The 13,365-nt window shown below is 70.6% G+C and carries 13 protein-coding genes; 6 read left to right on the forward strand and 7 right to left on the reverse strand.

The genetic code is table 11. From position 1 onward, the window contains the following. Positions 1-83: 83 nt before the first annotated feature. From NQK81_RS16505 to NQK81_RS16515, 3 genes are read left to right on the forward strand one after another with little or no spacing between them, the layout of a single operon-like run. Positions 84-1,001, forward strand: a complete 918-nt coding sequence (locus tag NQK81_RS16505; protein ID WP_257488917.1) for an ABC transporter ATP-binding protein — start codon at positions 84-86, stop codon at positions 999-1,001. Beyond that, on the forward strand, positions 998-2,032 hold the full coding sequence (locus NQK81_RS16510) for an alpha/beta hydrolase family protein (RefSeq protein WP_257488918.1): 1,035 nt from the start codon (positions 998-1,000) through the stop codon (positions 2,030-2,032). Before NQK81_RS16505 ends, NQK81_RS16510 begins: the two co-directional genes overlap by 4 nt. Beyond that, positions 2,029-2,775 carry an ABC transporter permease gene (locus NQK81_RS16515; protein ID WP_257488919.1) on the forward strand — a complete coding sequence of 249 codons (747 nt, stop codon included), beginning with the start codon at positions 2,029-2,031 and terminating at the stop codon, positions 2,773-2,775. The genes NQK81_RS16510 and NQK81_RS16515 overlap by 4 nt, the downstream gene beginning before the upstream one ends. A gap of 282 nt (positions 2,776-3,057) precedes the next feature. Here NQK81_RS16515 and NQK81_RS16520 read toward each other — a convergent pair whose 3' ends face one another. Then, positions 3,058-3,603, reverse strand: coding sequence for a TetR/AcrR family transcriptional regulator (locus tag NQK81_RS16520; RefSeq protein WP_126737114.1), 546 nt, complete (start codon positions 3,601-3,603; stop codon positions 3,058-3,060). A 43-nt stretch (positions 3,604-3,646) separates the two neighbouring features. Here NQK81_RS16520 and NQK81_RS16525 point away from each other — a divergent pair, with 43 nt between their 5' ends. Continuing rightward, entirely contained in the window at positions 3,647-4,768 is a 1,122-nt protein-coding gene (locus tag NQK81_RS16525; RefSeq protein WP_257488920.1) for an FAD-dependent monooxygenase, read from the forward strand. Here the strand turns inward: NQK81_RS16525 and NQK81_RS16530 are convergent. Together NQK81_RS16530 and NQK81_RS16535 are read right to left on the reverse strand one after the other, a co-directional pair. After that, positions 4,713-5,387: a response regulator transcription factor gene (locus NQK81_RS16530; RefSeq protein WP_126737116.1), complete on the reverse strand. Its 675-nt coding sequence runs from the start codon at positions 5,385-5,387 to the stop codon at positions 4,713-4,715. The two genes, NQK81_RS16525 and NQK81_RS16530, sit on opposite strands and share 56 nt — an antisense overlap. After that, on the reverse strand, positions 5,362-6,966 hold the full coding sequence (locus NQK81_RS16535) for a histidine kinase (protein WP_257489771.1): 1,605 nt from the start codon (positions 6,964-6,966) through the stop codon (positions 5,362-5,364). The genes NQK81_RS16530 and NQK81_RS16535 overlap by 26 nt, the downstream gene beginning before the upstream one ends. 115 nt (positions 6,967-7,081) lie before the next feature. Between NQK81_RS16535 and NQK81_RS16540 the strand changes: the two genes are divergently transcribed. Both NQK81_RS16540 and NQK81_RS16545 read left to right on the forward strand, forming a co-directional pair. Beyond that, the gene (locus NQK81_RS16540; protein WP_257488921.1) at positions 7,082-7,291 is read left to right on the forward strand and encodes a hypothetical protein; all 210 of its coding nucleotides are present in this window, start codon (positions 7,082-7,084) and stop codon (positions 7,289-7,291) included. Further along, positions 7,288-8,046, forward strand: a complete 759-nt coding sequence (locus NQK81_RS16545) for a hypothetical protein (RefSeq protein ID WP_257488922.1) — start codon at positions 7,288-7,290, stop codon at positions 8,044-8,046. Before NQK81_RS16540 ends, NQK81_RS16545 begins: the two co-directional genes overlap by 4 nt. Positions 8,047-8,073: 27 nt before the next feature. On the opposite strand, the gene hutI is transcribed toward NQK81_RS16545, so the two are convergent. From hutI to hutU, 4 genes are read right to left on the reverse strand one after another with little or no spacing between them, the layout of a single operon-like run. Further along, positions 8,074-9,240 (reverse strand): imidazolonepropionase, encoded by a 1,167-nt coding sequence (hutI, locus tag NQK81_RS16550; protein WP_257488923.1) that lies wholly within the window; start codon positions 9,238-9,240, stop codon positions 8,074-8,076. Then, a complete protein-coding gene (locus tag NQK81_RS16555; protein ID WP_257488924.1) occupies positions 9,228-10,523 on the reverse strand; it encodes a formimidoylglutamate deiminase in 1,296 nt (431 codons plus the stop codon). The genes hutI and NQK81_RS16555 overlap by 13 nt, the downstream gene beginning before the upstream one ends. Next, the gene (locus tag NQK81_RS16560) at positions 10,520-11,716 is read right to left on the reverse strand and encodes an allantoate amidohydrolase (RefSeq protein ID WP_257488925.1); all 1,197 of its coding nucleotides are present in this window, start codon (positions 11,714-11,716) and stop codon (positions 10,520-10,522) included. The genes NQK81_RS16555 and NQK81_RS16560 overlap by 4 nt, the downstream gene beginning before the upstream one ends. Further along, positions 11,713-13,365, reverse strand: coding sequence for a urocanate hydratase (gene hutU / locus NQK81_RS16565; protein WP_257488926.1), 1,653 nt, complete (start codon positions 13,363-13,365; stop codon positions 11,713-11,715). The genes NQK81_RS16560 and hutU overlap by 4 nt, the downstream gene beginning before the upstream one ends.

Raw genomic sequence — 13,365 nt, forward strand, 5'->3', positions numbered from 1 at the left:
AGTAAGGGGTGACCGATGACTTCGGGGCACTGCGCCCGGGTGCCCCCGCGCCGGAGGATTCGGGGACACGAAGGAGGACGCGGATGATCACGCTTCGAGGACTCACGAAGCGCTATGGCGAGAAGACGGTGGTGGACGGGCTGACCTTCGCCGTCGAACCGGGCAAAGTGACCGGTTTCCTTGGACCCAACGGCGCGGGCAAGTCGACGACCATGCGGATGACGCTCGGCCTCGACGCGCCGAGCGCGGGCGAGGTCCTCATCGACGGCAAGCGGTACGAGGACCTGCGATTCCCGCTGCGCGAGGTGGGCGCGCTGCTGGAGGCCAAGGCGCTGCATCCCGGCCGGAGCGCGGGCAAGCACCTCCTGGCGATGGCGCGCAGCAACGGGATCCCGGCGAGCCGGGTGGACGAAGTGCTCGCGACGGTGGGCCTCACCGACGTCGCGGGCAAACGCGCCGGGACGTTCTCCCTCGGCATGGGGCAACGACTCGGGATCGCCGGTGCCCTGCTGGGCGACCCGGGCGTGCTGATGTTCGACGAGCCGGTGAACGGCCTCGACCCCGACGGCGTCCGCTGGGTGCGGCAGCTGATGCGTCTCCTCGCGGAGGAGGGCCGCACGGTGTTCGTGTCGAGCCATCTGATGAGCGAGATGCAGCTGACCGCGGACCGGCTGGTCGTCATCGGCAAGGGAAAGCTCCTCGCCGACGCGCCGGTCGACGAGTTCATCGCGGGCAATTCGCGGACGTCGGTCGTGGTGCGGGTGCCCGCTCCCGCCGACCTGCGTGTCCTCGAACAGCGCCTCCGCGCACTCGGCGCGACCACGGAATCCGATCAGGACGAACTGCTCGTGCACGATCTGCCCGTCCACCTCGTCGGTGACGCGGTGCACGAACTCGGGATCCGCGTGCACGGACTGGCCGAGCGGACCGCGTCACTGGAACAGGCGTACATGGAACTGACCGCGTCGTCGGTCGAATACGGAACGGGAGTCGCGGCGTGAAATCACTCATGGTCCTGGTGGCGGTGATCGCCGGCCTGCTGGGGGTGCCGGCGGCCGCGTCGGCTGCACCGGAACTGTCGCTGCCCGCGCCGGGCGGCCCGCTCCCGATCGGGCTGCGCACGCTGCACCTCACCGATCAGCGGCGAGCCGACCCTTGGGTGCCGGAGAAGCGGCGCGAGCTGATGGTCAACGTCTGGTACCCGGCCGTCCCGATCGGGCGCGCGCCGCTGTACATGACCAACGCCGAGTCCGCGGCGACCGTCGCCGGGCGGAAACTCGACCTGCCGCCGGACGCCTTGAGCAAGGTGCGCGTCCACTCCCGCGAAAGCGCGCCCGCGCTGCCCGGACGACGTCCGCTGGTGGTGCTCTCACCGGGCGCGGGCAACAACCGGGTCACCCTGACCTCGGTCGCCGAACACCTTGCCGCGCAAGGCTTCGTGGTCGCCGGGATCGACCACGCCTACGAAGCGTGGGCGACGGAATTCCCCGACGGGCTGCGCCAATGTGTCGCTTGTGGACTCCCTGGCGAGCCGTGGCCCGCCGCGATCGCGAACCGCGCCGTGGACACGACGTTCGTCGTCGACACCCTGCTGAAGGACCGGCGCTGGTCGATCGACGCGACGAAGATCGGGATGGCCGGGCATTCCGCCGGCGGCTCGGCGACCGCCGCCGCGATGACCGCCGACCGGCGGATCAAGGCGGGCGTGAACGTCGACGGCCCGTTCTACGGCACCGTCTCGCTCGACCGGCCGTTCCTGCTGCTGACCAGCCCGACCGGCGAGAAGTACTTCCGCGCGTCCTGGGACGAGACCTGGCCGCGGCTCACCGGGCCGAAGAGGCAGGACCTGGTCGAGAACAGCGGGCATTCGTCGGTGACCGACGCCGCGATCCTGATCGACCAGCTGGGGCTGCGGCCGCACCTCCCGCCGTCCGAAATCGAGAACCAGTACGGATCGATCGGCTCGCGGGAGGCGCTGAAGTTCTTCCGCGACGAGCTGACCGGTTTCTTCAAGCAGTGGAGCGCACGATGAACGCGATCTCTTCGGAATGGACCAAGTTCTGGTCGGTCCGGTCGACCTGGTGGTGCCTGATCAGCGGGCTCGCCCTGATGCTGGCCTACTCGGCGGCGCTGGGTTTCGCGCTGCAGGACGGCAGCGACCGGCCGATGGCCCCGCACGCCGTGGTGACCGGAGCGGCGTTCTACCTCACGCAGTTCGCCGTGGTCGCGCTGGCGACGCTGTTCATGACGAGCGAGTACGCCAGTGGCAGCATTCGCTCGACCCTGCAGTGGGTCCCGGTGCGGAACCGGGTCCTCGCGGCGAAATCGGCGGTCCTGCTGCCGGTGCTGTTCGGCTTCGGCGTGCTGAACACCCTCGCCGGTGTGGCGATCTCGGCGCCGTTGATCCCCGCGCCGGACTCCTCGGTGGGCGAGGTCCTCGCGACCGCCGCGGGCATGGGGGCCTACTTCGCCCTGCTGGGTCTGCTCTGCCTCGGCCTGGGGACGGCGCTGCGCTCGACGGCGGGGACGATCGTGACAGTGTTCGTGCTGCTGGTGATGATCCCGATGTTCGCCGGCTCGCTGGGCTGGGAAGACCTCGTGAACTACTTCCCGGGCTTCGCGGGTGTCAACGCGATGGTCACGCCGGGGCAGCCGAATCCGATCTTCGGCGGTGTCGCGCCCTACGCGCCTTGGGTCGGCGTCGCGCTCTGTGCGGCTTGGGCGGCGGCTGGGCTGGTCACAGGTTCCACTGTGCTCAGGCGGCGGGACGCCTGAGGGGGAGCAAGGGACCTTTGCTACCGCTTGTCTCAACATCGAGAGAAGTGGGAGCAAAGGTCCCTTGCTCCCTTTCCGCAGGTGGGCGCGGTGGCCGTGTGGATTTCTGGTCATCCAACGCACCAAAATCCACACAGTCGGTAGGCGCCACTACGCGGGGTAGGGGGTGTGTGGAAATAGGGACACTCAACGTCTCTATTTCCACACACCCCCGCGTGGCAGCAAAGGTCCCTTGCTCCCTTTCCGCAGGTCAGAGCCCCAAGCGGTAGCAAAGGTCCCTTGCTACCCCGCCACCCCGAGCCCAGCCAAAACCTCCCGCGCCCCTCGCGTCAGCTCCTCGAGCCCCGGCGGCCGCAGCGAACCCGTCCCGGCCAGCGCGTCGAAGACCGTCCCCTCCAGCCACGCGACGAGCACCCGCGCGTGCCGCTCCGGCTCTGCCGACCCGCACGCGGCGAGCACCTCCGCACACCGCCGCCGGATGACCAGCCCGCCCCTGTCGTAGGCCTCCCGCAGCTCCGGCCGCCGCGTCGCCTCCAGCGCGAATTCGTATCGCGCGAGCATCCGCGTCCGCCCGTTCGTGATCGCCGCGTGGGCGAACCCCGCCACGTACTCGGCCAGCCGTCCGGGTGGCGGATCGAGGGTGACCTCGTCGAGTTCGATCATCCGCGAGATCGCCAGCTCCAGCAGCGCCGCCCGCGTCCGCGCGTAGTACGAGGTCGAACCCGCCGGCAGCCCGGCGAACCGGTCGACGGCGCGATGCGTCAGCCCCCGCATCCCCTCGGCCGCGATGACCTCGATGGCCGCGTCCCCGATCGTCGCCTTTCGCACTCTACAAGTGTAGTAGTACTCTACAAATGTAGAGGAGGTCGACATGCGCAAAGCGATCGTGATCGGCGGGGGAATCGGCGGACTGAGCGCCGCTATCGGGCTGCACGGCATCGGCTGGGAGGTCACCGTCCTCGAACAGGCGCCGGAGCTCACCGCCGTCGGCGCGGGCATCTCCCTGTGGCCGAACGCCCTGCGCTCACTGGAGACATTGGGCGTCCGCCTTGCCCGGCAACAAGAACAATCCTCCGGCGGACTCCACGACCGCGACGGCCGCCGCATCACCCGTTGGGACGCCGAGGCGTTCCGCCGCCACCACGGCCGCCCGCTCGCCGCCATCCACCGCGCGGATCTCATCGGCGCGCTCCGCGACGCCCTGCCCGAAGGCTGTGTCCGCACCGGCGTGGAGGTCATGAGCCTCGACGATCTCGACGCCGACGTCATCGTCGCCGCGGACGGCATCCACAGCATGGCCCGCAAGCAACTCTGGCCACACCATCCCGAACCGGTCTACAGCGGCAGCACGGCCTTTCGTGCCGTGACCACCCTCCCTCACCCGACAGAACTCAGCACGAGCTGGGACGACGGAGCCGAGATCGGCGTCATCCCGCTGCACGACGGCCGCGTCTACTGGTGGGCGGGTTACGTAGCCGAACCGGGCGTCCGGCACGAGGACCCGAAGTCGTATCTGCGAAACCGCTTCGGCGGCTGGCACGAACCGATTCCCGAGCTCATCGACGCGACCACGCCCGAGACGCTGCTCCACCACGATCTCTACCTGCTCGGCGCTCACCTGCCCACCTACGTCGAAGGGCGTGTCGCGCTCCTCGGCGACGCGGCCCACGCGATGCCGCCGTTCCTCGGCCAGGGCGGCTGCCAGGCGATCGAAGACGCCGTCGTCCTCGCCGCCGCACTCAGCACCACCGAGGACGTCGACGCGGCGCTGAAGAGTTACGACGAGCAGCGCCGCCCGCGCAGCCAATCAGTGGTCAAAGCGTCGGTCCAGGCCGGAAAGATCGGCCCACAGCTGCGCAACCCGCTCGCCGTGGCCGTCCGCAACGGCGTGTTCCGGCTCCTCCCCGGAGCGCTCACCGCCCGTATCGGCGCCGGCGTCAGCGGCTGGACTCCGCCTGTCCCCCGCCGACCAGCCCCGCCTCGTACGCGGTGATGGCGGCCTGCACCCGGTTCCGCGCGCCGAGCCGGCCGAGGATGGTGCTGACGTAGGCCTTCACCGTGCCCTCGACCACGAACAGCTTCGCGGCGATGTCCGCATTGGACAGTCCCGAACCGAGCAGCGCCAGCACTTCCTGCTCACGCGGGGTCAGTTTGCCGATCAGCGCCTTCGCCTCTTCGGCGCGGGAGACCTGATTGCCGGAGAAGCGGGCGATGACGCGCTGCGCGACCTTCGGCGAAAGGAACGCCGCGCCACCCGCGACCGCGTGGATCCCGCCGAGCAGTTCACGGGGGTCGCCGGATTTCAGCAGGAAGCCACTCGCGCCGAGGCCGAGCGCGCGTTCGATGTAGGCGTCCTCGCCGAACGTGGTCAACATGATCACGCCCACCTCGGGCAGCAACCGGCGGATCTCCTCGGCCGCCTTGAGCCCGTCCATGACCGGCATCCGGATGTCGAGGAGCACGACGTCCGGCCTGGTCGCGCGGGCCTGCTCGACGGCGGCGCGGCCGTCCTCGGCTTCCGCGACCACCTCGATCCCGGCGTCCGCGGCCAGGATCGCCGACACGCCGGCGCGGATCATCGCCTCGTCATCGGCCAGCACCACCCGGATCATCCGGGTCCCCCCTTTGCTCGTCTTCACTGATCACGTGCTTCGCCACGAGTTTCCCCTCGGCGAAGCACAACCGGTAGGCCTCGTAGTTCAAGTTGAACACGCTCCGCTCGGTGCCGTAGTACTCGCAGGTCGCCCCCGCGGGAACCGGCGGCTCCACCGCCCGCGGCCGCGCGATCCGTTGACCGTCGGGCAGGAGGGACGCGATCTCGGCGCGCGTCTGGCCGATCCGGATGCGGTCGTAGTCGCCGCCGGGGAGTTCGGAGCGGTACCACTGGACGAGGAACACCGCACCGCTGATCCCGACCACCAGGCCGAACAGCCCGATCGGCACGACGATCGCCTGGATCAGGCTGCGCCGCACGTCCCGGCGCGCACGTTCGAGTTCCCTTGCCGACGTCGACTGCCCCACCTCGGCGTCCATCGCCGCCTGGCTCTCCGGCGATTCCTCCGACGGCGCGGCGTCGTGCGGCAGGGTCGCGCCGACCTCGAATCCGCCGTCGTGCGGGCCTGCCCGCAGGGTCCCGCCGACCAGCCGGACCCGCTCGCGCAGGCCGATCAGCCCGCGCCTGCCCGAAGCCCGGCCCGGCAACGGCCCCGCCGGCGGCGCCGTGTTGGTGACCACGACGTCCGTCCGTCCCGCCGACCGCGTCACCCGGACGGTGACGGCCGCCCCCGGCGCGTGTTTCACCACGTTCGTGACCGATTCCTGGACCACGCGATACGCGGCGCGGTCGACCATCTGCGGTTCGCCGTCGAGCGGTGCGTCCACAGAGGACTCGATCAGCACGCCTGAGGCCCTGGTGCGGTCGAGCAGTTCGTCGATGCTCTCGTGCACCGGTTCGGTCGGCGCGTCGTCCTCGCGCAGGACCCCGATGATCTCGCGCAGCCGTTCGGTCGCCGTCGCGGCGCTCTGCCGCAACTCGCCCGCCGCCCGCCGCTGCTGCTCGTCGAGCCCGCCCGCGACTTCCAGCGCCGCCGCGCGCACCGCGATCAGGCTCAGCTCGTGACCCAGGGAGTCGTGCATGTCGCTGGCGATCCTCGTCCGTTCGCGCAGCCGCGCGCGGTCGGCGACGAGCCGCTGACGGCTCTCCATCTCCTCGGCGCGCCGCCAGCCGTCGCGGGCCATGTCCTCGCGCTGCCGGATGTACCTGCCCAGCAGCCAGGGTGTCACGCCCGCGAAGACCAGGACGCCGAGCAGCGCTCCCCAGGACGCGAACCCGTCCTTGCTCCACACCAGCGCCACGGGGACCGCGATCACGGAAACGACGGCGAACACGCGCAGCATCGGCTTCGCGACCGGCCGCCGGTAGCCGGCGAGGTAACCCACCGCGACGAGGACGAACCCCTCCCAGATCGGCACCCGGCCGCCGAAGCTGCCCATGACGACGAAAGCGGCGAACATCGCGATGGCGAGGGAGACGAGCGGATACCGGCGCGACACCGCGATCGCCGCCGTGGTCGTGGTGAGCCCGAAGAGCAGCTCCCAATGTCTCGTGCTGGATCCGGCGTCGATGACCACCCAGCCGCAGAGCCCGAGCCACAGGGCGACGTCCATGACCAGCCGCCGCCCGCGCCGCACGGGTTCCTCAGGATCCTTCACACGACAGGACGCTACAAGCCGTGACGAGCGGTCCGCCATGGACGAAAGTAAAGGTCCCCTGCTTCCCCCGGTCGATGAGGCATGATGATCGACCATGGCCGAGCGCACACTCACCGGTCAGCTAGGCGGTCCTGTCCCGGCAGGCATCGAAGCCCTGGCCGACACCGAGAAGCAAGACCTCTCCGACGCGCTGCGCGACGCGCGTCACCGACAGGCCAAGGCCTTGGCCGAAGCGGGTGAAGAGGGCCTGAGGTACGTACCCGCGCTTCTGCGCGGCGCCGTACGCAAGGTGGTGGGCCTGTGACCACCGAAAACTTCGCCGCGCAGGCGGAGATCCTCAAACTCGCCCGTGTCCTCGGCACCACCCCGGAGCGGCTTTCGTACCTGGAGCGCGTGGACGCCGCCGAGCTCCAGACGTTCCGCGAGCAGGTCACGGACACGCTGTTCGACGCCAACCTCGCCGCCCTCGAGCGGATGGCGATGGCGAGCAAGCTCGTCCCGAGCCCGATCCTCGCGAAGATCGCCGAGAAGGTCTTCGGCCCGCTTCTGTGCGCGCGGATCGCCGGGCTGGTCGACGTCTCCCGGGGCGTCGACGTCGCGAAGCGGCTGAGGACGCCGTTCCTGGCCGACGTCGCGGCCGAGCTGGACCCGCGCCGCGCGAGCGCGATCATCGCCCGGATCCCGCTCGACACCGTGGTCGCGGTCGCGGGCGAGCTGGTGCGCCGTGAGGACTGGATCACCGTCGGCCGGTTCGTCGGCCACCTTCCCGATCCGACGGTGCGCCGGGCGCTGGCCGTCATCGGCGACGACGCGCTGATCCGGATCGCGTTCGTCCTCGACGACAAGAGCCGGATCGATCACGTCCTCGGGCTGCTCTCCGAGACCCGGTTCCGCGGCCTTCTGCAGGTCGCGGCCGCCGACGAGGACCTGTGGGCGCCGGTGCTCGACCTGCTCACCCACCTCAGCCAGAAGCGGGTCGAGCAGTGGTCCCATCTGCTCGGCGAACTCCCGCCCGCCCTGCGTGAGCGCGTTCAGGAGACCCTCGACCAAGCCTCCTGACCGCCGCGGGGGAGCAAGGGACCTTTGCTACCACTTTGCGGCGAAACCGCTGGTCAGACGCTCCCCGCGCCGCCACACAGCGGCCGTCAGCGGCACCCCCGGCCGGTACGCGAGGTGCGTCGTCGAGGGCGCCTCCAGCACGTGAAGGTCGGCGCGCGCCCCCGGCCGCACGAAGCCCACATCGTCACGCCGCAACGCGCGAGCCCCGCCCGCCGTCGCCGCCCATACCGCCTCGTCGATCGTCATCCGCATCTGCAGTACCGCGGTCGTCACACAGAACGCCATCGACGTCGTGTACGAGCTCCCCGGGTTCGCGTTGCTGGCCAGCGCCACCGTCGCCCCCGCGTCCAGGAGCCGCCGCGCCGGCGCCAGCGGCTGCCGGGTCGACAGGTCGCACGCCGGCAGCAAGGTCGCGACGGTGTCCGAAGCCGCGAGAGCCTCGACGTCCGCTTCGCTCAGGTACGTGCAGTGGTCGACACTCGCCGCCCCCAGCTCGACGGCTAGCCGCACGCCCGGCCCCTCCCCCAGCTGGTTCCCGTGCACCCGCAGCCCGAGCCCGCGCTCCCGCGCCGCCTTCAGCACCCGGCCGGACTGCGCCTCGTCGAACGCGCCGGTCTCGCAGAACACGTCCGCCCACCGCACGAGCGGCGCGACGGCGTCGAGCATGTCACCGCAGACCAAGTCCACATAGGACTCCGCGTCCGCGCCCGGCGGCACCAGATGCGCGCCGAGGAACGTCACCTCGTCCGCCACCTCGGCGGCGATCCGCGCCGAACGCGCCTCGTCCTCGACGTTGAGCCCGTAGCCGGTCTTCGTTTCCAGACAGGTCGTACCCTGCCTTGCCGCTTCGCCGACGTGCCGCCGCAGATTCGCCGCCAGCTGCTCGTCGGAAGCCGACCGCGTCGCGTCGACGGTGACCGCGATCCCTCCGGCGCTGTACGCCTTACCGGCCATCCGCGCCTCGAACTCGGCCGTCCGGTCCCCGGCGAAGACCAGGTGCGTGTGACTGTCCACCCAGCCGGGCAGCACCGCGCGGCCCTCGACGTCGACCCACTCGTCCGCGCCGGGCGCGTCCGCGGCCGCGCCGACCCAGGCGATCGTTTCGCCCTCGACGACGACGGCCGCGTCGTGCAGCTTCCCCAACTCGGCGTCGTTCGTGGTGAGCTCGCCGATTCCCGTGATCAGGACTGCCACAATGCCTCGATCTCCTTGGCCAAGACCGTTTCCGGCCGGTCGATCAGCTGATGCACGCCATCGCGGACGATCTCCCGCCCGGCGACGACGACGTCCCGGACGTCGGCGCCAGAAGCGGCGAAGGCCACTCCGGACGGCTCGATCCCCGCGGTCCGCACCGAACCGAGGCCGACCGTCACCAGATCCGCGCCCGCGCCCGGAGCCAGCACGCCGACCTCGTCCCAGCCGACCGCGCCGTGATCCGTGGCCGCCGCGAGCAGTTCCTCCGCGGTGAACCGGCCGCGCTTCTCGCTGGCGAGCCGCTCGTTCAGTTCCAGCGCCCTGGTCTCCTCGAACGCGTCGACGACCGCGTTGCTGTCGCTGCCGAGCGACAGCCGCACCCCCGCGTCCAGCAGCGTCCGCGCGGGGCCGATCCCGTCGCCGAGATCGCGTTCGGTCGTCGGGCAGAAGCAGGCGCGGCTCTCCGCCTCGCCGAGCCATTTGATGTCGCCCGGGGTCAGGTGCGTCGCGTGCACCGCGGTGAGCCGCTCGCCGAGCACTCCGCGGTCGTGGAGCAACCCAGCCGGCGTCCGGCCGTAAGCCGCCAGGCACTGCTCGTTCTCAGCCCGCTGCTCGGAAAGATGGATGTGCAGCGGCCCGGTTCCACGATCCACTTCGGACAGTTGATCCTCAGGTACGGCACGCACGGAATGGATCGCACCACCTACCCGGAACGTCTCGTCCTCCCGCAATTCGCCGACTCGTTGCGCCCACTTCCCGGCGGATCCGTCGGAGAACCGCTGCTGCACCTCGTCGGGCTCCACACCGATACCACCCGCGAGGTAACAGGTGTCGAGCAACGTCAGCCGGATCCCGGCGTCCCTGGCCGCTTGCCGCAGCGCCTCACCCATCGCGTTCGGTTCGGCGTAAGGCTTTCCGCCCGGCGCGTGGTGCAGGTAGTGGAACTCGCCGACGCTCGTGTACCCGGCCAGCACCATCTCCGCGTAAACCCCACGCGCCAGGCGATAGTACGAATCCGGATCGAGCCGGGACGCGAGCGAGTACATCCGCTCGCGCCACGTCCAGAAGGTCCCGCGATCGTGATGCGTACGGCCACGCAGCGCCCGGTGGAACGCGTGCGAGTGCCCGTTGGCGAACCCCGGCAGGGTGAGTCCATTGAGGACGGTGCCTTCGCGAGGCGCGTTCGCCGTCACGGAGGTGATCTTCCCGCCGTCGACCTCGATCCGGACGGCATCGGCGATCCCGTCCGGCAGCCACGCACGCTCGCACCAATATGTCGTCATGTCGACAGTTTCTCCAGAACGTCCGCGAGCGCGCGGGCACCGTGGTCGACGTCCGCCGCCTCGGAGAACTCCTCCGGCGAATGGCTGATGCCGGTGGGATTGCGCACGTAGAGCATCCCGGACGGGACGAACCCGGCGAGGATCGCGGCGTCGTGCCCGGCGCCGGTCGGTAGTTCCGGCGGCCCGCCCAGCCAGGTTCCCAGGTCGCGGCGCAACGCGTCGTCGAAGATCACGTCGTCGGAGTACGACTCCCTGCTGACCTCGACACGACATCCTTCCTGCGCGGCCGCCTCTTCGGCCAGCTTCGCGATCTCGGCGACCAGCTCGGGCGTAGCCGTACCCGGCACACGAGCGTCGAGCCAAAGGTCCACAGTGGACGCGATGACGTTGGTCCCGCCAGGAGTCGGCACGAGCCTGCCGACGGTCGCCCTCGCGTCGGCGGTCGCCCTCGCCAGTTTCCGTACGGCGAGCACGGTCTCCGCCGCCGGGATCATCGGGTCACGACGGTCTCCGATCAGCGTCGCACCGGCATGGTTTCCCTGCCCCTGGAAGGAGAATCGCCACCGGCCGTGCGCGATCACGGTGTTGCCGACGGCGACTGGCGAGCCGAGGTCGATCAGCCCGCGTCCCTGCTCGACATGCAGTTCCAGGAACCGCCCGATCAACCCGAGCCGCTCGGAGTCCTTCCCGATCCGATCGGGGTCGAGGCCGGATTTCGCCGCGGCTTCGGCGAACGTGACGCCGTCCGGGTCGCGCAAGCCGCGCGCCTTGTCCGCGTCGATGGTCCCGGTCAGCAGCCGCGAGCCGAGGCAGGGCACGCCGAATCGGCCGCCCTCCTCCTCGGCGAAGACCACGACGGCGAACGGCTTCGCGGGGCGGAATCCCTTGGCCTGCAAGATCTCCACCGCGTCGAGCGCGCTCGCGACGCCGAGCGGGCCGTCGAAGGCACCCCCGCCCGGCACCGAGTCGAGATGGCTGCCGGTGACGACCGCGTCCGGGCCGGGGGTGCCCCACCAGGCCCAGATGTTGCCGTTCCGGTCGGTCTCGACGCCCAGCCCCAGCCGCCCGGCACGCTCGACGAACCACCCGCGCAGCTCGGTTTCGGCCGCGTCGAAGGCGTGGCGGGAGTAGCCGCCGCGCTTCGGGTCGCGGCCGACGTCCGAGATCTCCTCCAGCAGCGAGGACGCGGTCACTCGGCGTCCCGCATCGGCACGCGCACGCCGCGCTCGTCGGCGACGTCCGCGGCGCGGTCGTACCCGGCGTCGACGTGCCGGATGACGCCCATGCCAGGGTCGTTGGTGAGCACGCGCTCGAGTTTCTGCGCGGCCAGCGGGGTTCCGTCGGCCACGCTGACCTGGCCCGCGTGGATGGAGCGGCCCATGCCGACGCCGCCGCCGTGGTGGATCGACACCCAGCTGGCACCCGACGAGGTGTTGACCAGCGCGTTCAGCAGCGGCCAGTCGGCGATCGCGTCGGAACCGTCGGCCATGCCCTCGGTCTCGCGGTACGGCGAGGCGACGCTGCCCGAGTCGAGGTGGTCACGGCCGATGACGACCGGGGCCTTGAGCTCACCGCTGGCGACCATTTCGTTGAACCGCAGGCCCGCGAGGTGCCGTTCGCCGTAGCCGAGCCAGCAGATCCGCGACGGAAGCCCCTGGAAGGCGACGCGTTCACCGGCCAGCCGGATCCAGCGCGCGAGGGATTCGTTCTCCGGGAACAGTTCCAGCATCGCGCGGTCGGTCGCCGCGATGTCCTCCGGGTCGCCGGACAGCGCCGCCCAGCGGAACGGGCCGTTGCCCTCGCAGAACAGCGGACGGATGTATGCGGGCACGAACCCCGGGAAGTCGAACGCGCGCTCGCAGCCGCCGAGTTTCGCCTCACCACGGAGGGAGTTGCCGTAGTCGAAGACCTCGGCGCCCTTGTCGAGGAAGCCGAGCATCGCCTCGACGTGCTCCGCCATCGACTCGCGGGCGCGTTCGGTGAACTCGTCGGGCTTCTTGTCCGCGTAGTCCTGCCACTCGTCGACGCCGACGCCCTTGGGCAGATAGGAAAGCGGGTCGTGCGCGGAGGTCTGGTCGGTGACGATGTCGACCTCGACGCCGCGGCGCAGCAGTTCGGGCAGCACCTCGGCGGCATTGCCGACCACCCCGACGGACAGCGCGCGCTTCTCCTTCTTCGCGGCCTCCACCCGGCGGATCGCGTCGTCGAGGTCGTCGGCGACCTCGTCGAGGTAGCGCGTCTCGACGCGGCGGTGGGCGCGCTGCGGGTCGCATTCGATGACGAGCGCGACGCCGTCGTTCATCGTGACGGCCAACGGCTGCGCGCCGCCCATGCCCCCGAGGCCGGCGGTGACGGTGAGCGTGCCCTTGAGGCTGCCTCCGAACCGCTTCTTGGCGACGGCGGCGAAGGTCTCGTACGTGCCCTGCAGGATTCCCTGCGTGCCGATGTAGATCCAGGATCCCGCGGTCATCTGGCCGTACATGGTCAGGCCCTGGGCTTCCAGGCGGCGGAATTCGGGCCACGTCGCCCAGTCACCGACGAGGTTGGAGTTCGCGATGAGCACGCGCGGCGCCCATTCGTGCGTGCGGAACACGCCGACCGGCTTGCCGGACTGGACGAGCAGCGTCTCGTCCTGCTCCAAGCTGGTCAGCTCGTGGGTGATCGCGTCGAAGCTGGCCCAGTTGCGGGCGGCCTTGCCGGTGCCGCCGTAGACGACCAGGTCCTCCGGGCGCTCGGCGACCTCGGGGTCGAGGTTGTTGTGGAACATCCGCAGCGCGGCTTCGGTCTGCCAGTTCTTCGCGGTGAGCGTGGTGCCTCGGGCGGCACGGACCGTGCGGGTCAT

The organism is Amycolatopsis roodepoortensis (genome assembly GCF_024628825.1).
GTDB classification, from domain to species: domain Bacteria; phylum Actinomycetota; class Actinomycetes; order Mycobacteriales; family Pseudonocardiaceae; genus Amycolatopsis; species Amycolatopsis roodepoortensis.